This window comes from Alteromonas sp. ABH2_165, assembly GCF_056159945.1.
In genome coordinates this window covers 849079-874149 of record NZ_JBSWWF010000001.1, presented here as the reverse complement: position 1 = coordinate 874149, position 25071 = coordinate 849079, and the positions used below count along the sequence as shown (strand labels likewise).

Here is a 25071-nt window from a genome sequence, read left to right as displayed (position 1 = left end):
TCATTTCTCATATTCGCACTAGTCAGTGATACGCACTGCAGTTCCACTGATACTCACCATCAACATGCTGCCCTTATCACCAATCACCTGATAATCGATATCGATACCCACAACCGCATTTGCGCCCATTTGTCTGGCTTCTTGCTCAAGCTCAGCAAACGCCAATTTCCGGGCTCGTGTTAGCTCGTCTTCATACGAGCCTGAGCGACCGCCTACAATATCACGAATAGAAGCAAAGAGATCTTTGAAGATGTTTGCGCCCATTACCGCTTCGCCGATGACGATACCGTGGTACTGGGTGATGGTTTTGCCTTCGATACCTGGTGTTGTCGTTAAAATCATAATTTTTCCTCCATTGAAAATGCAGATTGTAATTGTTCCAGATTTGCCGCCAACGCTTCAGCGCTATACGGAACTGTTGCCTGGCGCCCCCAAACAGGTGCAGGCCATGCTACATCAGTTTCAAAACGGGCCACGTGATGAATGTGCAACTGACGCACGACGTTCCCCAACGCTGCCACATTGAGCTTATAAGGTGTAAAGACATTTTGCAGCACCCGACTGGTGAGACGAGACTCTGCCACATATTGGGCTGTTTGCGCATCGTCCAGTTCGTGTAATTCTGCTAAGTCGTTAATCCGGGGCACTAGAATGAGCCAAGGAAACTGACTGTCATTCATCAGCAATACCCGGCAAAGCGGTAAATCGGTTACCAGAGCCGTATCGTTCTGTAAGCGCGCATCGAGTTTAAACATTTATGTACTCCAGTGAAGCCGGTACGACCGTAAGAATGGCACGTTGTCCGATAGCCACATTGGCATTGGGAAACACCACGGCTTCGCCATCTTGTTCAGCAAAATACTCCATGCCGGTTTCTGACGCCAGTTTATCGCCTTTTTTGAAATCCATAAAATTGGGGGTATCGTCAGCAAAATGCAGCACGAAATCGTCAGCCTGCTTGTTAATCACCTGATTAACCCGATAAATCACCATGTCTGATAAGTCATCATTCAGCGATAAATGTCGTTCGCAAACCAACGAGGTGAGTGTATTTCTCGCCTCTTCAAACCGCGCCATGTCGTTCTGACCAAAAGGCTGCACTTTCCCCAGTTCAACGGTAAAAGAATGGGCGCCATGGTTCAAAGATGAGTGATAACTGTATGTGGTGGTGGCCGACTCCGAAAGTAAAATCGTTTTCACGCCACAGGCTTTCATGAAAGACAGTTGCTCGCGGCTATAGGGCTTGCCATGCAGGAAAGGATAAACCGCGAATTTCTCGTTTTTTGATTCACGTATGGCGGTGTGAAGATCGTAGTGTAGTTTCTCTGCGTTATCTCCGGCATCGGCGAAAAACGCTGCCATGGTATCTTCAAGTTGCTTTGCCCTGATACGCTCATCGTTCACCCGTCCTTCCACGGCAGAATGTGCGCCACAAAACAGCCGGTTCATATTTTCTTCGGTGAAGCGTTTTGCAATCGCCATAGCGTCCAGGTTACCGAATTGGAACAATACAGCATGAGCAGGAACAAGCGAGCCGGTGAACAGGCGTTTTACCAGGTCGTCACAGATTTCAATGGGGGCCGTTTCATTGCCGTGGACGCCAGAAGAAAGCACAATATATTTGCTTTCAGGATTAAGGACTTGCGGATAAAAAGCGACAATTCCTTGTGCAATAATGTGCACCCGCACACCGTTTTCGAGCTGCAACGTCTGCGGCTTCACGGCGTCAGGGGAAAAGCGGGATAAATTGAGAAAATCGCCATGGGCGAGCAAACGGCTAAGCATGAAGATCCTGAAAATGGTTTACGAGGAAACAGGATCTTATCGGGTTCGCAGTTAAAAACCAACTTTGTCGACAATTACACCAAAAGGCGGCGTAAAGGTGAGCCACCAATCATGATTTCTTTGCGCGCCAGCTCTACAAAATCGTTAAGTGGAACGGCCTTCGAAAACAAGTAGCCCTGCCCGGTCAAAATACCAATTTCACGCAGCTCGTGAAGCTGTTCCGTGGTTTCCACGCCCTCGGCAATCACCTGGCAATGCTTGGCTTTACCGATAATTTTGGCTGCTTCGATAATGGCTCGGTTAACCGGGTTATGACTCAGTTCCATTACAAAGGATTTATCAATTTTTAGTGCATTAATCGACAATTCGCGGATGAATGCCAGGTTTGAATAGCCTTTACCAAAATCATCTACCGCAATTGCAACGCCTAACGCACTGAGCTCGTTAAGCTGCTTTTTCACCATTAATGAATTCGACAACGCCACATCTTCGGTCAGCTCCAGTTCAAATCGCGACAAACTTAGACTGTACTTATCGCGCAAACGCACCAACGTAGGGATGAGCTTGCTGTCGTAGAGCTGAGTTGGCGAAATGTTTACCGACAACGAGATATCCAATCCGTAGGCATCTAGCCGCGCCATGTTTTGAAATGCCTGCTCGAAGGTCCAGTAAGCCAGCTCGTTCATCATGTTATACGACTCGGCCGCTTCAATGAGCGGACCGGGAAATAACACGCCATCCAGTGGATGATTCCAACGCAGCAGACACTCGGCACCAACGATTTTTAAGGTATTGAGATTAACCTGAGGCTGAAAATACAGCTCAAGTTCATTCTGTTGCAAAGCACGTTTAAGATCGGCCTTTAGCGCCAAACTACGACCAGTTTGCGCCTTTTCTGACATCGACATCGCATGGAAATTTTCGTATTTATTTTCTTTAGCTTGTTTAAGCGCCGCTTCGCCCCGAGACACGAACGCCGTAATCTCAAAATTTTCCTGGGTGCCACTTACCACGCCCACATTGAAGTCAGCAATAAACGCGTTATTCTCGTGTTGCATGGGCGTTTTAAAATGTTCGACCAGATGCTCGTAGGCGGCGTGAAGATCTTTCTTGCGGATTTTATTCGGCAGCACAATCCCGAATACATCGCCACTGATACGCCCAAACTGTACGTTGTCATCGAACAACAGCACAATACGGTTGGCAATTTCCAAAAGGAACTGGTCGGCAACTTTAATGCCCAGACTGGTGGTGACATCGGAGAATCGCACTACATCAACCAGCATGAGTGAAAATTGCTTATGACGACCCGCACACTGCTCTATAGTGTCGATAAATGCATATCGATTGGGGATCGTGGCCAGGCTTTTATGTAGTCGGCTCATTGAGGGCGTTCCGAATTTCTGTGCGTTTTTATACATTTATTATCGCAGAATAAAACCATGTGGCGGAAGACTGCGCAATTATTCTTTTGTATTGCAAATCATAACATAAGCCCTCTAGAGTAATACGCTTATTCAGCGCCTTGTCGGAGTAGTTACTCCTGCTAACTGAAAAGAATTACCCCCTACACCACCAATTTAACGAAAAATATAAACCTAAATAACTTTTTATGGAATTTTTATTTCATTTGCGATATCGTGTTTTTCATTAAGACTGAAATAATCAGCAGATAAGGATGAGCAATGCCTGAACTACTCTCGAAATATCGCGCACCTGAAACCGATGCCTGTACCCAGGAGATTTCTCCTGAATCTGCGGGTTGGAAGTACGTTGGCTTTGAAGTTTTTGAACTGAAAGCCGGTGAAATACTTTCCCAACAAACTGAAGATAAAGAAGTATGCCTGGTACTAGTGGGTGGTAAAGCCAACATAAAATCAAAAACACTTGATCTGAACAACATTGGCGACCGCATGAGCCCGTTTGAGCGAAAAAAACCTTATGCCGTCTATCTGCCTAACGACGATGAGTTTACCTTAACCGCCACCACAGATGTTGAAGTAGCGGTATGTAAAGCGCCCGGCAAAGGTGGCGTAAAAGCACGCCTAATTACGCCGGATGATATTGGATCAGAATCCCGCGGGAAGGGATTCAATAAGCGACACGTACATAACATCTTGCCAGAAACAGAGCCCGCTGACAGCCTGCTGGTAGTAGAGGTGTACACCGACGAAGGCAATACCAGCTCTTATCCGTCGCATAAACACGATCAAGATAATGCCCCACACGAAACCTACCTGGAAGAAACCTATTATCATCGTATTGACCCGCCCCAGGGCTTTGTATTCCAGCGTGTTTACACTGAAGATGGTGAGATTGATGAATCCATGGCTGCTTATAATAAAGATGTAGTCATGGTGCCTAAAGGCTACCACCCTGTTGCTACACTAGCCGGCTACAACAGCTATTACCTGAACGTGATGGCGGGCCCCGACAGACGTTGGTGTTTTGTCTGGGAAGACGCGCATAACTGGGTCAATTCGCCCGCTTACGGAGAATAAATTCGGTAAGTACCTTGTCATCCGTTGCGGTTGGGTACAGACGGATGATTTTATGGCCTGCTCATTTGAGCAGGCCTCTTTTATATTCCCATGCCGACTCTATTTTATTTTCAGTTCTGAACCAGCTGACGCGCTTTGACGTCTGTCAGACGCTTTCAATTTGCGGCTTGCTCTTACACTGCCTAATGCGTTTACCATAAGGGCTGCAAAGATTAAGGCCATGCCGGACAAAGCCATCAGACTCAGTTTTTCATCCAGCCACCACGCACTGAGCACGGCAACCCAGACAGGTTCCAGGGTCATAATAATAGCCCCCTGTCCTTCCGGTGCCATACTTTGCGCTTTTAATAAAAGGAAAAAGCGCAGGCAGGTAGCAAGTACGATACTCAATGCCAGATAATGCCAGATACCATGAACGGATTGAGGCTCATCAACTTCAAGAAAGAGGAAGAAGATGAAACAGACGCTTCCGGCCGCTATCAACTGATAGCTTGTTTGTACTACGGCAGGAATACCGGCACATAGCCTGCCGTTAATATTAAAGTACAAAGCATATAACACGGCTGAAATAAGAAACAGGATGTCAGAATCCTGCAAAGCAAAGCCATGACGAAGCGCCAGTAAGCCGAGGCCAGGCATTGCGATTGCTACCGCCAGCCAGGTGTGAGACTGAGCACGATAGCCAAAAAGCAGACCAGTAACCGGGATCAACAAAAAACTCAGACTGATAAGAAAGGCTCCCACTCCGAGCCCTTCGGATAACATGAGTGCCAGCCCCCACAGCGCAGTCTGGCAACCCAGAATCGCCCCTGTCATTAACGATCTGAGCTTCTGCTGCAAGGGTGCACGCACTACGTTTTTCGGTTGCATGCCACCCACCATCACACCGGAACCGACAAAACGGATAGCCAGAAAAAACATGGGGGTCATGGCAACCAGGACAAACTTAGAGAACAGCCAGCCAGAGGCCGCCAGCAATGTTACTGCCAGCAAGAGTAAGTTTGCCGTCAGGTCAGAGTTGGTTTTCTGCTGCATTAACAATAAATCTCCTGAAATAAAAACCCCCGCGTGATGCGGGGGTCTGTAATAGATGCTTTGCGATTAACCGTAAAATGCGGGTCGCGGTGGCATATCAACCGGCACAATTTCACCTGTCTCCTGCGCTTTGACACACGCATCGCTGGCTACAGAAGCTGCGAAGCCGTCCCATGCCGTCGGCCCGGTAATTTCACGAATGGTAACACCATCGATGAAATCCTGTAATTCCACATCGTAGGAATCAATGAAGCGCTTTTTCCAATCGGTCATAATTGACGTAGACAGTGCACCTTCCTGACGTTTCAGCACGCTCATCGGCTCTGGCAGGTTAGCAACACCCTCTTCACCAACAACAGAGCACTGAATGTCGTAACCGTACTTACAGTTCACAAAAATTTCCACGTCGATACGGATACCCTTTGCAGTTTCCAGCAGTACAATCTGCGGATCGGCCAGCTTCGCGTGGGTATGACGGGTTGAGCGCGGAAATACCACCTGTGCAGTTACATAATCATCGTTCAGCAGCCAGCGCAGTACATCCAGTTCGTGTACCAGGGTGTCCTGAATCGCCATTGAGGTAACATAGGATTCTGGCACTTCCGGGTTACGGTGAGCACAATGTACCATTAGCGGGTCGCCGATTTCGCCTTCATCGATAGCCTTCTTCAGCATACGGTAACCTGCATCATAAGGACGCATGAAACCAACCTGTACAAGGCGTTTACCGTGTGCGATCTCAGCATCAACAATTCGACGACAACCTTCTGCGGTGGTAGCCAGAGGCTTTTCACAGAATACATACTTGCCAGCCTCGATGGCGGCCAACACGTATTCTTCGTGGGTAGGTCCCCACGAGGCAACCAATATAGCGTCTACATCACCAGCGTCGATAAGCTCATGACCATCGTTATAAATTTCTGCATTCAGCAGTTCCAGATCTGCTTTTACTTTTTCTGCGCTCTGGCGATTCACATCCGTTAAAGCAACTACTTCTGCGCCGGTCAGTACTTTCGACAGGCGACGTGCATGGTCTGCACCGATGGCACCGGTTCCGATAACTCCGATTCTTACATTCATGTCTTTATTCTCCAAAACGATTAGCGCCAGTACTTGTCGACGTAGCGCTGAATTTCTTCACGCATGAATTTAGAAGATGCCTCTGCACTTTCTTCCCATGCAAATACACAGCTGGACAGCACGCCGTCGAAACCAATTTCGTGCAGCGTTTTAAAGAATACATCCCAGTCAAGTTCACCTTCACCCATGTTCAGATGCTGATGCACCCGCGCATTGGATCCTGGTGGATTAACGATGTATCGCAGTTGTGACGACGCTTTATGGTTAAACGTATCAGCAACACGGGCATGAACCAGTTCGCCTTCAGTAGCGCGAATGGTGTCGGCAAGATCGTCACCGTAATAAAAAGAATGTGGAGCGATATAAGAGGCTTTAACTGCTTTGGAGTTGATCGTTTTGATCACGTCCATAGCAGGATTAATTTCTTCAACCCAGTCTTCCGGGTGTGGCTCTACGCTAAGGGTAAGACCTTCACGCTCAAGAATAGGTACCAGTACATCCATTGAGCGCCAGAACGCATTTTCACAGGCTTCAGGCGTGTGAATACCCTGGGTGCAGGCGTTAGAACGCTCAGGAGATGCACCACGGCCAAATTCAGAAATCAGCAGCTCACAGTCCATTTCCACGGCAACCTGAATACAGCGTTTCCAGTTATCCATGGCCATTTCCCACTCGTCTTTGTAAGGTGATGACCAGCGGTACATAGGCTGCAAAGTAGCAAGCTCACAATTTGCACTTTTCATTGCTTGCTTGAACGCTTTTGCGCGGGCAGGAAAAACGCGGGGACGGGTCCACCACTGCAGAAAATCTGCACGGGGAGAAAGCTCAATGTAGTCATATCCCATCTCTTTTACAAAGCCAGGCAGTTGCTCAAGAGGAATATGGCGACTCATATAAGGATCGAGGGCAATTTTCATTATATTAATCCTTGCTGTTCTGTCGGGTTAACGGCGTTCAGGCCGTCAGCGCTTGTTTCATGTATTCCATACTTTTACGGATTTCTGCGACTGGATCGTCAAGATCCCACAGTCCGGCAAAGAATGGTTCGAATGAGATGTAGCCGTTATAGCCACCGTCAAACAGGGCTTTCACCTGTGAAACGCTGTCTAGTCGGTCACCCTCCATAACAAACTCACGGTGTCCGTCGAGCATGTCGGTAAATGTAATGTCGTTATCCACTACGGCAGATACGTGAACCAAACCGGTTTTATGCGGATACATATTCGGATCGCTGGAACCTACGTGGTGAAAAGTATCGTGCACTAAACCGAATATTTCATTGCCATCAACATCTGTAATGGCCTCTACCGCTTCGTTTTTGAAACGCAGAGTAGAAATCGGGAATCCCAACGCTTCCACATATCCCTCAAGGCCATGCTTGCTCAGAATCACCTTGAGATCGGTAAGCGCAGCACGCAAATCAGACGCGCGCTGTTCATCAGAACGGTTGTCGTTTGCATCGACCAGCGGACAACACACCAGACCTTTAGCTCCAGCGGCGGCAGCCACTTCGGCCATCTGTTCAGCCTGCGCTTTACGCTCGTCGTTCCATACGTTAAACGGATAAAGTGCATTAATACTGAGGACTGTAATCCCGGCAGCATCAGCGGCTTTTTTTACCGCGCGAGCAGTATCAACATCGGTAACACTGTTTTCTTTCACGTCGTTGCGTAACTCTACCGCAACCATGCCAAGGTCTTTTGCTGCACTGATTAACTCAAGCGGGCTCAGTGACGGGCACGCCATGTGATTCAGGGCAAATGATACAGATTGATTCGACATGTGATGTATCCTGAAAAAGTCCCCGGTGAAAACCCACCGGGGAGTCCGGTTTAGTCCATAGTTGGCATAACGAACGCAGAACCGCCTTCGCGAATTCCGGTAGGCCAACGGGTAGTCACAGTTTTAAGTTTGGTGTAGAAACGCACACCCTCAGGGCCATGCATATGATGATCACCAAACAGTGATGCTTTCCAGCCACCAAAGCTATGGAAAGCCATCGGTACAGGAATAGGCACGTTCACGCCTACCATGCCGACCTGAATCTCGTTGGTGAAGGTACGCGCAGCATCACCATCGCGGGTAAAGATTGCTGTACCATTACCAAATTCATGGTCGTTAATCATTTGTACCGCTTCATCAAAGGTTTTCGCACGAACCATTGCCAGTACCGGACCAAAGATTTCTTCTTTGTAGATGGTCATGTCTGTAGTGACGTTATCGAACAGCGTACCGCCAATGAAGAAACCCTTTTCGTAGCCTTCGCGGGTCATTTTAAAATCACGACCGTCAACAACCAGATCAGCACCTTCTTCGGCACCTTTAGCAATGTAGCCAGACACCTTATCAAGGTGAGCCTGGGTTACCAGAGGTCCCATATCGGCATCTGCATCGGTACCCGGCGCTACTTTCAGTTTTGCCAGTTCTTCTACCAGTCGGGTTTTGAGCTTTTCAGCTACTTCATCACCAACAGGCACAACAACCGAAATTGCCATACAGCGTTCGCCGGCTGAGCCGTACGCTGCGCCCATCAGTGCAGAAACCGTTTTTTCAACGTCTGCATCAGGCATAACCACCATATGGTTTTTCGCGCCACCCAGGGCCTGAACACGTTTGCCAAAAGAGGCACCGCGCTCGTAGATGTATTTCGCAATTGGTGTTGAACCAACGAAGCTCAGCGCCGGGATATCCTGATGCTCAATCAGTGCATCAACCACGTGTTTGCCACCGTGAACGATGTTGAAAACACCCGCTGGGAAACCAGCCTGCTTGATAAGGTCTGCGTAGAAAAGCGTTGCAGACGGATCACGCTCTGAAGGCTTAAGAATAAAGGTGTTACCCGTTGCCAGTGCCACTGGGAACATCCACATTGGAACCATGGCCGGGAAGTTAAACGGTGTAATACCTGCAACAACACCCAGAGGCTGACGCAGCGCATGGCTGTCAATTGAGGTACCTACGTTTTCAGTCATGTCAGTTTTAAGCAGGTTCGGACCGCCACAAGCAAATTCCACCACTTCCAGGCCACGAATTACTTCACCTTTGGCATCGGATTCTACCTTGCCGTGTTCCCGTGAAATAATGGCGGCCAGTTCGTCCAGGTTATCTTCCAGTAACTGACGGAATTTGTTCATGATGCGCGAACGCTTCAAAGGCGACGTATTTGCCCACGCAGGGAAAGCGGCTTTCGCTGCGGCAACAGCCGCTTCAATATCAGCATCAGTAGACTGCACTACTTCAGCAATGACTTCACCGGTGGCCGGATTGTATACAGGTGTAAACTCTGTACTTTCACTTTCAACGATTTCACCGTTGATAAAATTATGAATCTTATTCATGTTAATTCTCCGTTTTGACGGTTTACGCGAAAAACGCGTATTACATCAGGCCCGCTTTAGTGGCCATTGCTTGTAAGTTTTTATGTCCAAGGGTGGCGTAAGTCAGTGGATCAGCCACAGAGGGATCCTGTTCAGCTTCAACAACCAGCCAGCCTTCGTAATTAATTTCCTTGAGCACTGCGAACAGCGCCGGATAATCCACACAACCATCAGCTGGTACAGTGAATACACCGTTTAACACCGCGTTTAAAAAGCTGATGTTTCGATTTTTGGCATCAATCATGACGTTTTTGCGGATATCTTTGCAATGCACATGATTAATGCGGTTTGCCCAACGTTTTGCCAGCTCCACAGGGTTGCCACCAGCCAGCAGGCAATGCCCGCTGTCGAGCAGTAAACCAAGCTCTGGGCCGGTGCGCTTCATCAGTTCGTCAACTTCGGCTTCCGTCTGGATAACCGTACCCATATGATGGTGATAGGCAAGCTGAACGCCATGATTAAGCGCGTGCCTGGCAACCACACCCAACTTATCTGTATATTCCTGCCAGCGCGCGGCAGGAAAAGGTCGACGTAGGGACAGAGGTTTGGATTGATCACCATGCACGCAGTCGGTGACTTCACAGCACACCATCACTTTACAACCGCTATCGCGGAGCAACTCAAGATGTGGCTGCATAGCCGCAATTTCTTCTTCTGCAGAGCGTTCCAGCAACTGCAGTGAATACCAGCCAGACACGGCTTTCAAGTCGTGCGCTGCCAGAACAGTATTCAGTTTGTCCGCATCGCGGGGGAACTTGTGTCCTAATTCAAAACCTGTAAAACCCGCTTGCTTGCCTTCACTCAGACACACCTCCAGCGGCGTGTCGCCACCCAGCGAAGGTAAGTCATCGTTGGTCCAGGTTAATGGGTTAATACCCAGTTGTACGGCCATCGTCTTTCTCCTAAGCAAAGCCTGCTTACAGGTTCTTGAATTGTTTATTTTTTTGCGATTCGTAGAATTCGCGGGCTTGTCGTACTTCTTCACGCGGAGACACTTCAGGCACCGCTACATCCCACCAGAATCCGCCTTCTTTGGTTACTTTCAGCGGATCAGTATCCAGTGTGATGATGTAAGTTTTATCTGCCGCTTTGGCACGCTCCAGTGCCGCTTCCAGTTCGCTGATGCTTTCTACTTTCTCAGCCTCAGCGCCCAGAGAACGGGCGTGAGCAGCAAAGTCAGTTTTCGGTGCGCCTTCCGGCACAGTGAGGCAATCGTCCAGCAGGTTGTTGAAACCCGGGCCGCCACAGAACTCCTGTAAACGGTGAATACAGCCGTAGCCACGGTTATCCAGTACAACCATAATCATCTTGTAGCCAAGCATTACAGAAGTGGCGATTTCAGAGTTCAGCATCAGGTAAGAACCATCACCTACCATCACGTACACTTCTGAATCCGGCTTGGCCATTTTCGCGCCCAGGCCACCAGCAATTTCATAGCCCATGCAAGAGAAGCCGTATTCCATGTGGTAACCGCGGTTGAAACGGGTACGCCATAGCTTCTGGAGCTCACCCGGTAAACCACCTGCCGCACAAACCACTATCGCATCTTCTGCTGCAGCGCGGTTTACTGCACCTACGGCTTCAGGATCGGTAAGCGGCAGCGTGTTTTTATTGGCAGTCGCTTCATCGACATAAGCATCCCATGCGGCTTTCACCTTCTGATTTTTCTGCTGCCACTCACTGTCAGAACTCCAGTTGCCCAGTGCTTCAGTAAGTGCCGGCAAGGTGATTTTGGCATCGCCAAGCAAAGGCTTAGCATAGTGTTTAACCGTATCAAATGGTGCTACGTTCACCGACACCAGACGGGCATCAGGATTTATCATAGTGCGGGAGCCGGATGCGAAGTCACCCAGTCTGGTCCCAACCGCAATGACCAGGTCACATTCCGCAGCCAGCTCGTTCGTTGAGCCTGCACCGGTTACACCGATGCTGCCCATGTTCTGAGGATGGTCCCATGCCAGAGCGCCCTTCCCTGCCTGGGTCTCACCCAAAGGAATGCGACACTGACTAACCAGCGCTTCAAGCTCTTCAAGCGCGCCAGAATAATGCACACCACCACCCGCAATCAGTAGCGGCTTTTTGCTCTGCTTAATAAGTTCAACAGCTTCTTCGAGCTCTACCGTATCAGCTTGCTGACGGCGCAGACGATGCACTTTTTCAGCGAAGAAATGCTCAGGGTAATCCCAGGCAAAGGTCTGAATATCCTGCGGCAGCGCCAGTGTTACCGGGCCACAGTCAACCGGGTCAGTCAGCACGCGCATAGCCTGAGGCAGCGACGTAAGCAACTGTTCAGGACGGGTAATACGATCAAAAAAGCGACTGACCGGTTTGAAACAGTCATTGGTGGTCATCGTATGATCGTGATACGTCTCCAGCTGCTGAAGAACCGGATCCGGCATACGAGTCGCAAAGGTATCTCCCGGCAGGAAAAGCACAGGAATACGGTTTACGTGGGCGACTGCCGCTGCAGTGACCATATTCGTGGAACCCGGCCCCGCTGAGGCAGTACACGCCATCATCTGCTGACGATTCAGGGTTTTCGCGTAGGCAATGGCAGAATGCGCCATGGCTTGCTCGTTGTGCGCACGGTAGGTCGGCATATCTTCTTTGACCTGATACAGTGCTTCACCGAGACCGGCAACGTTACCGTGGCCGAAAATCGCCCAGACACCAGCGAACATAGGCTTGATTTCGCCATCCATCTCGACTTTCTGAGCCATCATATATTTGACCACAGCCTGTGCCATGGTCAGGCGGATAGTGTTTGACATCGTTACACTCCTCGAAGCAATTCAGGGCGCGGTTAAACCGCGCGCTTATTCCAGACGCTGACAAGATGGCCGTAATTGGCTTTGATACCGGCAATCAGTTCATCATCGTTGATGCTACCGGCCAGCCACGCTTTGGAAGGCTCAGAGAAAATAGAGCGTCCAACTGCAAAGCCTTTAACCATAGTGCTGTTTGCAGCCTGATTAAAGCCAGCTTCCAGTTCATCCATTGGCGCATCCAGACCAAGAATAACCACACCGTGACAATGGGGGTCGTTGGTGTTTACCAGATCTTCAACCACAGTCCATGATTCAGCGCTCAGCGGCGGCAGTTTCCACCAGTCAGGCTTGATACCCAGATTATAGAAGCGCTTCAGCGTGCGAATATAGTTTTCATCGTTGCGTGGCATACTGGCTGGAAGAATGATTTCAAGCAGCAGCTCGTGGCCTGACTGACAGCAGGCTTCGTAGACTTCGCGAATCAATGCTTCTTGCTCTAAACGCATTTCGACTGAATCGTCCGGATGATAGAAAACCAGGCACTTAACGATTTGTTCCACTGGCCAGCTCACCAGCTGACTGCCGATATTGCCGTGCTCCAGACGAAGTGGACGGGAACCAGGCAATTCAATAGGACGGGCTACCCACCAGCCTTTACCTGTGGCTTCGTTAAGCGCGGCCTGGCCATAGGTACCGTCGATGAAACAACCAATTTTGCCTTGCAGAGAAAGTTCTTCGCGAGACTCTTCAGCAGCACGCAGAATCAGGTTTTTCAGTTCAGGGATTTTTGACAGCTCAGCGCCGGCGTCGATAGCCATTTTTTCAAGCTGACTGCGGTGGTCGAACGCCAGAATATTAAGTTCATTCCAGCTACGGTCACGTGTAGTAACGCGGTGCAAGTGCTGCAGACGCTCGTCTAAATCAGGACGAGGCACCGACTCAGCGCGGCTCAGGTAATCATCAAGCTCTTCAGCACTTGGCATCGCTGGTGCACAGCCGTGACGTGAAACAACAAGCGCACCACATGCGTTGCCGTAATCACAGGCTTTTTTCCAGCCCTCGCCGTTCAGATACCCACGTAACAAACCAGACATAAACGCATCGCCGGCACCCAGTACATTCATAACCTGTACACGTACACCGGTAACATTTAATCCATCATCAAGACTGTCCGGGATATCGCCTTCGAATACCGCACAGCCCAGAGGGCCGCGTTTGCAAACCAGTGCTGCATCAGTAAATTTACGTACAGTGCGCAGTGCCTCAACGGTATCTTCAGAACCACCAGCAATATGAAATTCTTCTTCAGTGCCCACGATCAGTTCAAATGAACCCAGTACATCCTGCATTTGTTTGGTTACAGTTTCGTCAGCAATAAAGCGCGTCTCACCGTCACCAGGGTTCGTCAGTCCCCACAGCACCGGACGATAATCAATGTCCAGCGCACGTTTAACATCGTGCTTGCCAGCATATTCCAGTGCAGTAAGCACAGCTTCCCGGGTTTTGGGGTTAGACAGATGTGTTCCGGTGATGGCGAGACAGCGTGCAGAAGCGATATAGTCTTCTTTTACATCTTCTGGCGTAATCGCCATATCTGCGCAGTTATCACGGTAGAAAATCAGCGGAAAGGTGTCTTCATCTTTAAGACCCAGAATCACTAGTGCAGTCAGTCGGCCGGGGTCTGTGATAAGGTTGCTGGTATCCACACCCACGCGGTTCAGCTCTTCGCGAAGAAAGCGACCCATGTGCTCGTTACCTACTCTCGCCAGCATGGACGACTTAAGGCCCATTCGCGCAGTGCCGTAAGCAACGTTACCGGATGAACCACCAAGATACTTGGCAAATGTCGCTTCATCTTCCAGGCGAGCGCCGATTTGCTGTCCATATAAATCAACAGCCACGCGTCCCATACAAATCAGATCAAGTTTTTTGTTCGTAGTACTCATTTTCTTGTCCTCTTTTCACGCGTTTTTCAATGACTGGCCGACGCGTTTTTCAGGAGTTCCCAGGTTACTTTGTTAAATTTTCGATAAGCTTAAATAAATGAAATATATATTTCAAGATTTAATTTCCGAAATTTAAATTTCATTAGAAAACCAGCGAGAACCCACTCTAAAAAAATATAACAATCAATAGCTTAAATTAGAAATACAAATTGAAAATTTTATTTCATTTGCATTTCATTTGGAGGTATTTCAGTTCTTCCACCACAAACGGAAAAGATTATGTTTAACATTTAGTGCACGAGTGTGGTGCTCAGTCAGCGCCAGCTCTTCGTCTTCCATCATGTAATCACACAACGTGGTTACTTCAGATAAAAGATCCCGCTTCTGAGGGTCCTGGATATGCGATTCAACCCAGCCTACAAACGCGATTCTTTCTCCTGATGTGACTGGCAGAACCTGATGCATAACGCCCGAGGGGTAAAACAGTAAGGTACCTTTCGGCTCCTTCAGTTTCATCACCTCACCGCTGGGGTATGAAAGTTCCAGTTCTCCCCCTTCGTATTCATCGGGATCACTCATAAACAGCGTCAGTGAATAATCAGATCGCACCTGCTGATGGCCATTGCCGAGAAATGCAGAGTCGGCATGTTTGCCGTAAAAGCCACCATTGCGGTAACGGTTGAACCTGGGGTTTACCAGACTCTTTGGAAACATACGCTTGCGGATAAAACTGCTGTCCATGATGGCCTGCGTAATTTCACGCATCAATTCATCAGCAATCACCGTAGCGGTATCCATCTGAAACGCAATTTCTTCATTGCCCTTTACTTTTTCCCGGTAAAGCTTGCCGGGCGCCAGCCCGGCAGACCATTTCAGCTTTCCCAGCTTCCCGCAGAAGGCATCACACGTTTCTGGTGTGAACAGCGAGACCCGGGAAATCATCCCCGACTCTCCTGCATGCGAGCTTTCACCGCTGACGAAGTCTCAGTAAAATGCTCGGTTTCTTCTGTTTCGGTGGATTCACGCTTAATAAACCAGTAGCTACCCGTGATGAAATACAGCACGGTAGGCACCATCAGCCACTCCTTAAATTGAGGGAGTGCTGCTGTACCTGCGGTATACACCCACACGGTTAAAGCGGCACAGGCAATCAAAGACGATATCGCAATAAATTTTGCCGCACTGACAATTTTGCTTCTGCCCAAATCCTGTGTTGTAGCCGCATTTATCTCGGCATCGTGGGAGAAGAACTCTTCTTCTTCCTGACGACGTGCCTGGAACGCCGCTTTTTCGGCGGCCTGAAGTTCAGGATAGGCAACTTTGGCCCCGGCAAACGCCGCGCCGGCAATATAAGTAACGGTTGCAGTTATCCAGGTAGGCAGTAACAGGAAGAACAGATGTACATCAGCAGCAGTATTCAGAATAAAGGCGAATACCAGTGAGCCCACCCAAGCTGCCAGTGCAGGGCCATTAATTTTTGCGCCACGATAGTGGTTCCAGTATTGCGTCATGCCCAGCTTTGGTAACAGCCAGTGTTCGGCTACCAGGATTGCACCAATAGGCGAAATTGCCAGACCCATGATGCCGAGGAAGTCGAGCATTTGGGAGAATACAAACGGGAAGCAGGCAATAATTGTAGTAAATACCCCGACTACCATAGTGACTTTAACCCGCGACCACTTAGGATTCAGAGACTGGAAAGCCAGACCTGCACGGTAGATAGTAGGGTTTGAAGTCGTCCAGCCAGCGATAATCACTGCCAGAATACCTGCCCAACCCAGTGCCTGATAAGCTACTTCACCTGCATCCAACTGGGTAATGGACGTTTTCAGAATTAATGCCGCCGCCGCGCCCATAATTCCCGCGCAAATCCAGGCCATATAGTGACCAATGAAAACACCCAGGGAAGAGAGATAGCCATATGACGACTTACGAGCGTAACGCAGAATACTCATATCAGACATTGCTCCGTGCATTGGCAGGTTACATACCCATGCGAACGCAGCTATGTGCCAAATGTTAATGCCGTTATCTTTTTCCTGCCATATAAAGGTATCCCCTACTTTAACGAAATCAGAAAAACTATTAATAGAGGAAAGATCCGGCATGCTCGCCAGTAGTACAGGTATAGCTGCGATACCACCGATCAGGAACATCAGGATCATCCATGGCGCGCACACAGCAGCAAACTGTGCAACCTTCTTGAAACCATTTATAGCGACATAACCGATAACTGCACCCACACAAACCGCGACCAATACAAAACTGGCACTGTTTGGATACCAGGTTACCTGTGGAGGAATATCAAAAGGAATACGAACCGCTGAGGCGGATACGGTAATCATTGCACCAGCAATAATAACGAAGAGAACACCATTTATTACGCTGTATATTTTAACGATGCCCGGCCCAGCCACCTTTTCAAGATATGCATATAAAGTGAGACGGGTTCTTACTGCAATAGGTGCACAAATCCACGCCCAGGTGAGTACTGCAAAGAAATTACCAATAAGCAGACCAACGAAAATATCGTAAGTAGACACGCCCAGAGAAACAAACAGTGCGCCGATAACAAATTCTGTGCCGGCAACATGTTCACCTGCGTAAGCAGCCGCAAAATGTCTGGCAGGTTCCAGTTTGTTTGCAGCTACCGGCTGATTTTCAAATTCTTGTACTTCGCTCACGGTGGCGACCTCCAATGTAGGTTTTGCTGGGAGATACAGCGCCATAAATTATTTTTTAGATGTTACTTATAAGTATGGCGAATACTCTGTATCTATCAGTATTGTCGTATATCGACATTTTTTAATGTTAAAATGACATTTGATTAACCTTAAGCAAAATAACTCACTTCAAATCCCATTTCAAACGAAATTTTTATTTCATTTTATATTCTATTAATGCATCTAAAGTATAAATGACACCGAAAAACACCCATTTATGTAATAAAAACGCTGCTTTAGTCTCGCCTTCTCATAAATATCGTTAAACTTTAGTGAAATATTTATTTCTTTTTGTTTGACTATTGAAATTTTATTTTGTAAAAATATTGTTAGCTGATGGACACCCTACACATAAGACCGTCAGGACACGCAAGTAATTTAACCAAAAATTTACAAGAAACATTCTGGAGACACGCACATGAGAGTCGCTTACAGAAAAACGTTATTGGCCTGTTGTATAACCAGTGCTTTAAGCCCTATTGCCTTTGCCCAGCAGGCCCCTGCTCAGGATCAGGCCGCACAGGACGCTGAAGTTATTGAAGTTCGTGGTATTCGCCGCAGCCTGAGTGAAGCTCAGGACATTAAACGCTCAGCTCCGGGCGTGGTTGATGCCATTTCTGCTGAAGATTTAGGTAAATTCCCTGACACTAACATTGCTGAGTCTCTCCAGCGTATCCCCGGGATTGCCATCGACCGTAATGGTGGCGAAGGCCAGTTTGTTACTGTCCGTGGTTTCGGCCCTAGCTTCAACACTGTATTAGTTAACGGTCGCCGAATTGTTTCTGAAACAGGTGGTCGTGAATTTAGTTTCGACCTGTACCCTGCAGAACTGATTTCTGGTGCTGAAATATACAAAACTGGTGTAGCTTCACTACAGGAAGGTGGCATCGGCGCCACGGTTAATCTGAAAACAGCACGCCCTTTCTCGCTGGCAGATGACACCATGCTGGTTACTGCTAAAGCACTGTATGATGATAATAGTGGTGAAACCACGCCACAGTTGTTCGGCCTTTATTCCACCAGCTTTAACGATGGCGCTACCGGCTTGCTGATTTCTGGTTCCTACCAGAACCGGAAGTCACAGGAAGATTTCACCAATACCAACGGTTGGTTACCTACTGATGTAGATAACATTAACTTTGCAGAAGGTGTGGATGCAAACCCTGGTAACGTGTCTACGGCTTTTATCCCACGTGAAACCCAGACAGGTCGCCGCCTGCAGGAACGTGAACGTATGAATGTGCAGGCCGTGTTCCAGCATTATCTGAAAGATGAATTACTGCTGACGGTAGATGGTTTCTATAACAAATTTGAAGTGAACTCCAACGCGACGATGCTGGGTTCATGGTTTGGTACGCCAGCGGCAACCAATGACGTTATTCTGAATGAAAATGGTACCGTTCTGGAACAGGACATTTCTTCAGAGGTAGGTATTCTGAATCGTCTGGAAGGTCGCCCTACAGAAACCCGTGCTATTGGTTTTAACCTGAAGTGGCTGGCTACCGACGAACTGACCACAGTATTTGACTTTGGATACTCAGACTCCGAGGCAAAACAAGGTACAGGTAATGGTCAGGCGGTAATGGGCTTCACTGATGATCCGAATGATCCAACCGATGATTTCCACTTCGATAATTACGGTAGCGAAGCACAGATCATCTACCCTGATTCAATTATTGCCCGTTTACAGGACCGTGACAGCTACCGCTCTCACGTTGCCCAGTACGGCGATCAGGCGGGTGACGGTACTGGCGGTAACTCTGTAGAAGCCAGCATTTATCAGTTTGCTATTGATAACGTATACGAACCGTACGACGGCGGTATGCTCAGAAACATCAAGTTTGGTGCAAACTACTCTAAAGAAGACAAAACGGTTGACGTAATTCGTCCAAGTTTCGACGTATTCTGTCAGTACTGCTTCTTTATCACTGATGTGCCTAACGACCTGATCCTTGATTTTGATACCAGCGGCTTGTTAGATGGCGTATCACCAGATACCTTCCGCGATATCTACACTTTTAACCTGAATGACTATATCGACTGGCAAAAATCGCCTGAAGGTTTCGCAGCCCGCGATGCATACTACGGCTATGAGCCAGGCACATCCCAGGCCTTCTTTGAAGCACAGCCAGGTGGATTCTTAGGTATAAAACAACCAGACAGCTATGAAGTCAGTGAAACTATCTTCGCAGCCTATGCAGACATGCTGTTCGAAGGTTCATTCAGCGATATGGAATGGAAACTGAACACGGGTGCTCGCCTGGTATATACCAAAGATGAAGCTACCGGTTCACAGCAGAATCTGATCAATCTGTCACAAACAACTGCAACCCAGTATAACCCTGGTTTCGATACATCAGGTACCGGCTTTCAGTCAGAAACTAACGACTACCTGAAACTGCTGCCGAATATCAGCTTCACCATTAATCCTACTGAAGATTTCGTGGTACGCCTTGCCGTATCTGAAACCATGACCCGTCCGGAATTGAAAGATCTGGCCCCTCGCCTGTCTTACCTGGACTTACGTCCTGGCTCATTGAATGCAGTTGCAGGTAACGTTAACCTGAAGCCTTACACATCTATTAACCTGGATGCTTCTTTCGAATACTACTGGGGCGACATCAACTACGTAAGCCTGGCATTATTCCAGAAAGAGGTGCAGAACTTCATCGTTACTGATAATGAAGTGGTTACCATTTCAGGTGTAGATATCCAGCAGCCTTTGCTTGCTGACGATGCCGCTATCAATGCCGATGCAGGTACTATCGATTTCAATGTTCAGCGTCCGCTTAACAGTGAAACGGCTGACGTGAAAGGTTTGGAACTGGCAGCGCAATATGCATTTGACAGCGGTGTACTGGAAGGCTTAGGCTTCTCGGCAAATGCTACATTCCTCGACTCGAATGCAGAAATCGCAGCGAACTCTGATGTTAGCACCCTGTTTGCGATTCCCGGACTGGGCAACTCAATGAACGCGACCATGTTTTATGAAAATGGTCCCATTGAAGCACGTATTTCCTGGAGTAAACGTGACGAGTTCCTTGAATATCTGATTAACCCGAAAGCCGGTGTTGAACCAGTATTTACTGAGGAGTTCTCGCAGGTAGACTTCCAACTGACCTACCGAATCAATGATGATTTCTCTGTCTTCGTGGAAGGCACAAACATCACTGATGAAGCCATCCGTAAGCACGGACGTTATGACGAGCAGTTCATTCTGTATCGTAATACCGGACCTCGCTACGCCCTTGGTTTCCGTGGTCAATTCTGATAAATCCTCCGGGTCAAATCCGGGTGGGGCTTAGCCCCGCCCGTCTTTGTTTAGGCGTGAAATAAATATTTCACTATAGTTATATTCATTTATTTTTAATGGAACCTGAACATGAAACTGTCCTGTTGCACAGACGTACTTGGCAAACTTTCGTTCGAAGATATGCTCGACACCCTCAAACTGAAAGGGGTCAATGCCATCGAAATTACAACCGGAGGCTGGTCTTCTGCCCCTCACATGGATATGGCAACACTGATCAGTGATGCCGGCGCGCGCGAAGCTTTCCAAAGCGCACTGAGTAAACGCGGTATGACGATTGCTGCGCTTAACTGCTCGGGAAATCCACTGGATCCAGGCCCGATGGGACAAGCGCATAAAAAGGCCGCCTTCGACACCATGGAACTGGCCGGACTGTTAGGCGTGAAGAAAATTGTAATGATGAGTGGCCTTCCGCCGGCGTCACCGGAAGACACGGTACCTAACTGGATCACGTACACAATAAGCTGGCCTGCTGACCTGAAAGAAAAGCTGGATTATCAGTGGAACGATGTGGCAATTCCTTTCTGGAAGGATTTGGTGGCGCACGCAGAAAAACATGGTGTGGAGAAAATCGCACTGGAAAATTTCAGTGCGCAACTGGTCTGGAATCCTGAAACCTTATTCCGTCTGCGCAACGCGGTAGGCCCGATGGTTGGTCTGAATGTGGACCCAAGCCACATGATTTGGATGGGAATGGATCCGATTGCCGTTGTGCGTGAGCTTGGCGATGCAATCCACCACGTACATGGTAAAGATGTGCGCCTGGAACGCACCATGGTTGAAAAAAATGGCCTGCTGGAGACCAAAGTGGTTGAAGATGTGACTAACCGCACTTGGAACTATGTTGCAGTAGGATGTGGTCGTGACCTGCAATGGTGGAAGGAATTTTTCTCAGTGATTAGGATGACCGGCTACAACGGCTTCGTTTCACTGGAAATGGAAGATCTGACCATGTCTGTTGAAGCAGGACTGGACACGTCAATTGCAGCGCTGAAGCAGACGATTAGTCAGTGAAAACAAGGTAATAATGCGTTAGAGTAGCGAGCATGAATAACGATAAAGATAAAGATGTGGATACTGAAAAAAGTCTGAACTGGGGTGAATTGCAGGAGCTGATTAAATCCCGTTATCCTCAGATGAGCAAGCGTCTGAAGCAAGTCGCCAAATTTGTACTGGAAAATCCCGATGCAGTGGCATTTGAAACCATTGCTGTGATTTCTGAACGAATTAACGTACCGCCATCAACGCTTATCCGTTTTGCTTCTGCCCTTGATTTCAGTGGTTTTAATGAAATCAAACAGGTCATAAAGGAAGTAAAGCTGGAGAACACCAGTAACTACAGTAATCGTATTCAGCTCGTACGCAGTCAGCAAAGCTGGGAGAGCGACGAACTGCTCCCCCGCTTTGCCAAAGCTAACCGCGACGCACTTCGCCATCTCGAAGACACGGTCACCCGTGATGAGATAAAAAAAGCCGTAGAACTGATGCGCAAGGCCCGGCATATCTTTTTGCTGGGTAACGGGCGTGCGCACACCGTTGCTACCTATCTGCATTACGCACTGAATCATATCGACAAGAAAATATTCATGATCAGCGGTACAGGCGGCATGTTCCAGGAACAGATGTCTAATGTTGAGCGCGGTGATTTACTGCTGGCTATAAGCTTTAGCCCTTACTCCTCAAATACCTGTGAGCTGGCGGCAAAGGCGGCTGACCGGGGGGTTACTGTATTATCAATTACTGACAGCCCGATTTCTCCGCTGGCAAACACCAGTCAGCAATCGTTTATCGTTCAGGAAGCCCGGGTGGATGCCTTCCGTTCGCTCTCAGCATCTTTGCTGTTATCACAGGTGCTGGCCATTGGCCTGGCAGACAGCCGATCCGAAGATGGCTTCACGACTACCTTTGCACCAGATTAATTCGGTGTCCCGGCGCTTAACGCTCCGGGAGACTCCAGCGCAGTGCGGATAAACGCACTGATTGCACTGGACGGATTGTCCTTGCGATGAATAAGATACGTGGGTGCCTGCGCAATATCGTCATCCACCACCTGTATACTCAGCCCTTCTGTCTTATGCAGAGCTAATACAGCCCTTGGCACCATTCCGAGCCCCATCCCGGCAATCACACAACCAATCATGGTAAAGTGACTCGGTATTTCCGTCACCTTTTCGCACAGGTGATTATGCCTCGCCAGCCATTTTTCCAACCGGTGCCGATACGAACAGCCTTTGCTGTAACCCACCATGGTGATGGGATCGGGCAGCGAGGCCTTGTTTCCCCATTCTTCAGGCATGATAAGCACCAGTTCTTCGTCAAAACACTTCACACAGGTTAGGCGTGGATCATCAGGCGGGTCGGAAGCCATGACTAAGTCGAGCTCTCCAGCCAGTACCCGCTCAATCAGCGGCATAGAGGCGTTGGCAGTCAACTCCAGCTGTACAGCGGCATAATGTTGGTGAAAGCGTGCCAGAATACCAGGTAATCTGGCGGCCGCACTGCTTTCCATCGACCCCAGTCGTAGCAAGCCTGCTGGCTCAGCATCGGTGAGTTCCGCGATAGCCTGTTTTTGCAGATTAAGGATTTTATCGGTGTATTCGAGTAAACGAAGGCCAGCTGACGTCACCGACAACCGGTTACCCTCGCGCAAAAATAAATCGATATTGAGTTCAGCTTCCAGTTTCTTAAGCCTGGCAGTAACGTTCGACGGCACTCGGTGCAATATCTCCGCCGCCCGGCTGACACCGTTTTGTTCAACAACGGTTTTGAAAACCAACAGATCTGAAATATCCAATACTTACCCACATTTTCACTTTTAATGAAATAAATCTTCTCATTTATTCATTATTATTGAAAGTTAATTTTCTTTATACTTTCCGCTATAGTGAATGAAAGGAGAAATATATGACCTCAGCCCACACCGAAAACCAGTCTCTGGTGACTAAAGGGTTAATTTATGCCCTGGCCGCCGTGATGATATGGACGGGCTTTATTCTAATTACCAAAGCTGGCGCCCTCGCTGCTCTGGCCATCCCTGATATGATGATGGTGCGTTTTGGTACCGCGTTCATTTTGTTCTCTCCCTTCATCTGGAAACATCGACGGGTTATATTTCAGCGAAGAATGCTGGCACTGGGTGCAATAGGAGGTCTGGCCTACGGATTAACGGTATTCAATGGCTTTTCCTTAGCCCCGGCTACTCATGCGGCTTTATTACTTCCGGGGCTGATGCCCATCATGATTGCAGTGCTTGCATACTTCCTTGCCGGAGAGCGACACACCCGTCAGGCGTGGACAGGCATTCTATTTAGCAGCGCAGGCATCATTGCCCTGCTAATCGAAACCCTGCTAATGGATACGTCCTATCTGGCTGGCGACATGAGCTTTATTATGGCCTGTGTATTCTGGGGGATATTTACTGTATTACTGCGCCGCTGGGGATTTGCCCCGTGGCATGCGACACTCGGCATCATCACCTTTACTACGCTACTTTTTGCACCGGTTTACGCGCTGTTTCTTCCCCACCATATTGTCGACAGCAGCTGGGAAATGATTGCCCTACAGGCCTTCTATCAGGGCGTAATGGCCACTACAGTACAAATGGTACTCTATGCCAGAGCGGTACATATTCTCGGCGCAACCCGTATGGGCGGACTCATGGCGCTGGTGCCGATTTTTGCCAGTGTGATTGCAGTACCATTATTTGATGAGGTGTGGACCACGGGACTTTCTATTGCCATAGCAATGATTCTGACAGGGACACTCATAAGTAATAATCCGGTACAGGCGCTAAGCGGACGGAATCGTCAGGCTGCTTGATACACGCACTCCCTGCATGTTAATGCACCACAGCGTTAGTGATGTGACGCCCAGTACCAGTTATCGGCATATTTTATTATTTGCGTCACATCATCTTCATTCAAATCTGAGTAGTTCCTGGGATCACCACCGTCAGGGACAAACAGAAAACCAGAGTAATTGTCCAGTATGCCTCTGTAGGTAAAAAAGAAAACGTAAACCAACCCGTCAATATCCTGAACCACTATCTCATTTCCGCCCATTGATAGTTTTGAATACTCGGCGCCAAGGGCAATCAGTGATGAGTTATGCCTGACGTTTGGGACAAGTTCGCCTGAGTAAACTTTTTCGACAACCTCCTGGCGTTGAGATTCATACAAATGAAAGTCTGCATCTATCCAGAGATTTGTAAAAGGAACAAATAATACTATGGCAAAGGCAGATAACTGAATTGCGGCGGGAATGGTTGCCCGCCATCGAATTTCTCTGAACTTTAATAAACAAGAAAGGCTGAAGCCTGCTCCCGTAATGAACAGAACCATTACCAACCACATCAGCGGTAACATCAAAAAAGGCGTTATCCAGTCAACGATTGTCCACTGAAAGGCGATAACCAAAATCGTAAACGCTGACACTCCAACAGCCAGTATTGTTCTTTTCCCTATTTCTTTAACCATAAAATTCCCTGTTGCTATCTCTAACACTCTATCCAGAGTGAATTGGTAAAATATCGTTAATAGTCGGTTTT

General features: G+C 48.4%; 21 protein-coding genes. 5 read left to right on the top strand and 16 right to left on the bottom strand.

Going from position 1 to position 25071, the window contains the following annotated elements; all coding sequences use genetic code 11:
- Positions 1 to 18: 18 nt before the first annotated feature.
- From ACXAFQ_RS03865 to ACXAFQ_RS03850, 4 genes are all read right to left on the bottom strand, one after another.
- Positions 19 to 342 (bottom strand): heavy metal-binding domain-containing protein, encoded by a 324-nt coding sequence (locus tag ACXAFQ_RS03865; protein ID WP_070123568.1) that lies wholly within the window; start codon positions 340 to 342, stop codon positions 19 to 21.
- Positions 339 to 755, bottom strand: coding sequence for an HIT domain-containing protein (locus ACXAFQ_RS03860; protein WP_474818234.1), 417 nt, complete (start codon positions 753 to 755; stop codon positions 339 to 341). Before ACXAFQ_RS03860 ends, ACXAFQ_RS03865 begins: the two co-directional genes overlap by 4 nt.
- Positions 748 to 1785 (bottom strand): succinylglutamate desuccinylase, encoded by a 1038-nt coding sequence (gene astE, locus ACXAFQ_RS03855; RefSeq protein ID WP_474818233.1) that lies wholly within the window; start codon positions 1783 to 1785, stop codon positions 748 to 750. Before astE ends, ACXAFQ_RS03860 begins: the two co-directional genes overlap by 8 nt.
- A 74-nt stretch (positions 1786 to 1859) precedes the next feature.
- The gene (locus tag ACXAFQ_RS03850; protein WP_474818231.1) at positions 1860 to 3170 is read right to left on the bottom strand and encodes a putative bifunctional diguanylate cyclase/phosphodiesterase; all 1311 of its coding nucleotides are present in this window, start codon (positions 3168 to 3170) and stop codon (positions 1860 to 1862) included.
- A 300-nt stretch (positions 3171 to 3470) separates the two neighbouring features.
- On the opposite strand from ACXAFQ_RS03850, the gene iolB reads away from it, so the two are divergent.
- Positions 3471 to 4286 carry a 5-deoxy-glucuronate isomerase gene (gene iolB, locus ACXAFQ_RS03845; RefSeq protein WP_474818230.1) on the top strand — a complete coding sequence of 272 codons (816 nt, stop codon included), beginning with the start codon at positions 3471 to 3473 and terminating at the stop codon, positions 4284 to 4286.
- 99 nt (positions 4287 to 4385) lie between these two features.
- On the opposite strand, the gene ACXAFQ_RS03840 is transcribed toward iolB, so the two are convergent.
- The 10 genes from ACXAFQ_RS03840 to ACXAFQ_RS03795 all read right to left on the bottom strand — a co-directional run bounded on the left by ACXAFQ_RS03840 (position 4386) and on the right by ACXAFQ_RS03795 (position 17176).
- The gene (locus tag ACXAFQ_RS03840) at positions 4386 to 5321 is read right to left on the bottom strand and encodes a DMT family transporter (protein ID WP_474818229.1); all 936 of its coding nucleotides are present in this window, start codon (positions 5319 to 5321) and stop codon (positions 4386 to 4388) included.
- 66 nt (positions 5322 to 5387) lie between these two features.
- Positions 5388 to 6401, bottom strand: a complete 1014-nt coding sequence (gene iolG / locus ACXAFQ_RS03835) for a bifunctional inositol 2-dehydrogenase/D-chiro-inositol 1-dehydrogenase (RefSeq protein WP_474818228.1) — start codon at positions 6399 to 6401, stop codon at positions 5388 to 5390.
- Between the two features lie 20 nt (positions 6402 to 6421).
- Positions 6422 to 7318 carry a sugar phosphate isomerase/epimerase family protein gene (locus ACXAFQ_RS03830; protein ID WP_474818227.1) on the bottom strand — a complete coding sequence of 299 codons (897 nt, stop codon included), beginning with the start codon at positions 7316 to 7318 and terminating at the stop codon, positions 6422 to 6424.
- 37 nt (positions 7319 to 7355) lie between these two features.
- A complete protein-coding gene (locus tag ACXAFQ_RS03825) occupies positions 7356 to 8183 on the bottom strand; it encodes a TIM barrel protein (protein ID WP_474818226.1) in 828 nt (275 codons plus the stop codon).
- 50 nt (positions 8184 to 8233) lie between these two features.
- On the bottom strand, positions 8234 to 9739 hold the full coding sequence (locus tag ACXAFQ_RS03820; RefSeq protein ID WP_474818225.1) for a CoA-acylating methylmalonate-semialdehyde dehydrogenase: 1506 nt from the start codon (positions 9737 to 9739) through the stop codon (positions 8234 to 8236).
- Positions 9740 to 9779: 40 nt separating this feature from the next.
- Positions 9780 to 10670 (bottom strand): myo-inosose-2 dehydratase, encoded by an 891-nt coding sequence (gene iolE / locus ACXAFQ_RS03815; protein WP_474818224.1) that lies wholly within the window; start codon positions 10668 to 10670, stop codon positions 9780 to 9782.
- A gap of 25 nt (positions 10671 to 10695) precedes the next feature.
- Positions 10696 to 12549 (bottom strand): 3D-(3,5/4)-trihydroxycyclohexane-1,2-dione acylhydrolase (decyclizing), encoded by a 1854-nt coding sequence (gene iolD / locus ACXAFQ_RS03810; protein WP_474818223.1) that lies wholly within the window; start codon positions 12547 to 12549, stop codon positions 10696 to 10698.
- 32 nt (positions 12550 to 12581) lie between these two features.
- Complete coding sequence (locus ACXAFQ_RS03805; protein ID WP_474818222.1) at positions 12582 to 14492, bottom strand: bifunctional 5-dehydro-2-deoxygluconokinase/5-dehydro-2-deoxyphosphogluconate aldolase; 1911 nt, start codon at positions 14490 to 14492, stop codon at positions 12582 to 12584.
- Positions 14493 to 14741: 249 nt separating this feature from the next.
- Positions 14742 to 15434, bottom strand: coding sequence for a Fe2+-dependent dioxygenase (locus tag ACXAFQ_RS03800; protein WP_474818221.1), 693 nt, complete (start codon positions 15432 to 15434; stop codon positions 14742 to 14744).
- A complete protein-coding gene (locus ACXAFQ_RS03795; protein ID WP_474818220.1) occupies positions 15431 to 17176 on the bottom strand; it encodes a purine-cytosine permease family protein in 1746 nt (581 codons plus the stop codon). The genes ACXAFQ_RS03800 and ACXAFQ_RS03795 overlap by 4 nt, the downstream gene beginning before the upstream one ends.
- A gap of 457 nt (positions 17177 to 17633) precedes the next feature.
- On the opposite strand from ACXAFQ_RS03795, the gene ACXAFQ_RS03790 reads away from it, so the two are divergent.
- From ACXAFQ_RS03790 to ACXAFQ_RS03780, 3 genes are all read left to right on the top strand, one after another.
- Positions 17634 to 20486 carry a TonB-dependent receptor gene (locus ACXAFQ_RS03790; protein ID WP_474818219.1) on the top strand — a complete coding sequence of 951 codons (2853 nt, stop codon included), beginning with the start codon at positions 17634 to 17636 and terminating at the stop codon, positions 20484 to 20486.
- 111 nt (positions 20487 to 20597) lie between these two features.
- Positions 20598 to 21539 (top strand): sugar phosphate isomerase/epimerase family protein, encoded by a 942-nt coding sequence (locus ACXAFQ_RS03785; protein ID WP_474818218.1) that lies wholly within the window; start codon positions 20598 to 20600, stop codon positions 21537 to 21539.
- A 32-nt stretch (positions 21540 to 21571) separates the two neighbouring features.
- On the top strand, positions 21572 to 22444 hold the full coding sequence (locus ACXAFQ_RS03780) for a MurR/RpiR family transcriptional regulator (protein WP_474818217.1): 873 nt from the start codon (positions 21572 to 21574) through the stop codon (positions 22442 to 22444).
- On the opposite strand, the gene ACXAFQ_RS03775 is transcribed toward ACXAFQ_RS03780, so the two are convergent.
- Positions 22441 to 23319 carry a LysR substrate-binding domain-containing protein gene (locus tag ACXAFQ_RS03775; protein WP_474818216.1) on the bottom strand — a complete coding sequence of 293 codons (879 nt, stop codon included), beginning with the start codon at positions 23317 to 23319 and terminating at the stop codon, positions 22441 to 22443. The two genes, ACXAFQ_RS03780 and ACXAFQ_RS03775, sit on opposite strands and share 4 nt — an antisense overlap.
- Positions 23320 to 23429: 110 nt before the next feature.
- On the opposite strand from ACXAFQ_RS03775, the gene ACXAFQ_RS03770 reads away from it, so the two are divergent.
- On the top strand, positions 23430 to 24344 hold the full coding sequence (locus tag ACXAFQ_RS03770) for a DMT family transporter (protein ID WP_474818215.1): 915 nt from the start codon (positions 23430 to 23432) through the stop codon (positions 24342 to 24344).
- Positions 24345 to 24379: 35 nt separating this feature from the next.
- Here the strand turns inward: ACXAFQ_RS03770 and ACXAFQ_RS03765 are convergent, their stop codons facing one another.
- Positions 24380 to 25000 carry a hypothetical protein gene (locus tag ACXAFQ_RS03765; RefSeq protein ID WP_474818214.1) on the bottom strand — a complete coding sequence of 207 codons (621 nt, stop codon included), beginning with the start codon at positions 24998 to 25000 and terminating at the stop codon, positions 24380 to 24382.
- Between the last annotated feature and the right edge of the window lie 71 nt (positions 25001 to 25071).

What these genes read in the sequence shown, in the direction of transcription:
- ACXAFQ_RS03825 (WP_474818226.1), bottom strand. Translation starts at nt 8,183, where the DNA reads ATGTCGAATCAATCTGTATCATTTGCCCTGAATCACATGGCGTGCCCG.
- ACXAFQ_RS03820 (WP_474818225.1), bottom strand. Translation starts at nt 9,739, where the DNA reads ATGAATAAGATTCATAATTTTATCAACGGTGAAATCGTTGAAAGTGAA.
- iolD (WP_474818223.1), bottom strand. Translation starts at nt 12,549, where the DNA reads ATGTCAAACACTATCCGCCTGACCATGGCACAGGCTGTGGTCAAATAT.
- ACXAFQ_RS03850 (WP_474818231.1), bottom strand. Translation starts at nt 3,170, where the DNA reads ATGAGCCGACTACATAAAAGCCTGGCCACGATCCCCAATCGATATGCA.
- ACXAFQ_RS03765 (WP_474818214.1), bottom strand. Translation starts at nt 25,000, where the DNA reads ATGGTTAAAGAAATAGGGAAAAGAACAATACTGGCTGTTGGAGTGTCA.
- ACXAFQ_RS03785 (WP_474818218.1), top strand. Translation starts at nt 20,598, where the DNA reads ATGAAACTGTCCTGTTGCACAGACGTACTTGGCAAACTTTCGTTCGAA.
- ACXAFQ_RS03840 (WP_474818229.1), bottom strand. Translation starts at nt 5,321, where the DNA reads ATGCAGCAGAAAACCAACTCTGACCTGACGGCAAACTTACTCTTGCTG.
- ACXAFQ_RS03780 (WP_474818217.1), top strand. Translation starts at nt 21,572, where the DNA reads ATGAATAACGATAAAGATAAAGATGTGGATACTGAAAAAAGTCTGAAC.
- iolB (WP_474818230.1), top strand. Translation starts at nt 3,471, where the DNA reads ATGCCTGAACTACTCTCGAAATATCGCGCACCTGAAACCGATGCCTGT.
- astE (WP_474818233.1), bottom strand. Translation starts at nt 1,785, where the DNA reads ATGCTTAGCCGTTTGCTCGCCCATGGCGATTTTCTCAATTTATCCCGC.
- ACXAFQ_RS03805 (WP_474818222.1), bottom strand. Translation starts at nt 14,492, where the DNA reads ATGAGTACTACGAACAAAAAACTTGATCTGATTTGTATGGGACGCGTG.
- ACXAFQ_RS03860 (WP_474818234.1), bottom strand. Translation starts at nt 755, where the DNA reads ATGTTTAAACTCGATGCGCGCTTACAGAACGATACGGCTCTGGTAACC.
- ACXAFQ_RS03830 (WP_474818227.1), bottom strand. Translation starts at nt 7,318, where the DNA reads ATGAAAATTGCCCTCGATCCTTATATGAGTCGCCATATTCCTCTTGAG.
- iolE (WP_474818224.1), bottom strand. Translation starts at nt 10,670, where the DNA reads ATGGCCGTACAACTGGGTATTAACCCATTAACCTGGACCAACGATGAC.
- ACXAFQ_RS03800 (WP_474818221.1), bottom strand. Translation starts at nt 15,434, where the DNA reads ATGATTTCCCGGGTCTCGCTGTTCACACCAGAAACGTGTGATGCCTTC.
- ACXAFQ_RS03790 (WP_474818219.1), top strand. Translation starts at nt 17,634, where the DNA reads ATGAGAGTCGCTTACAGAAAAACGTTATTGGCCTGTTGTATAACCAGT.
- ACXAFQ_RS03770 (WP_474818215.1), top strand. Translation starts at nt 23,430, where the DNA reads ATGACCTCAGCCCACACCGAAAACCAGTCTCTGGTGACTAAAGGGTTA.
- iolG (WP_474818228.1), bottom strand. Translation starts at nt 6,401, where the DNA reads ATGAATGTAAGAATCGGAGTTATCGGAACCGGTGCCATCGGTGCAGAC.
- ACXAFQ_RS03865 (WP_070123568.1), bottom strand. Translation starts at nt 342, where the DNA reads ATGATTTTAACGACAACACCAGGTATCGAAGGCAAAACCATCACCCAG.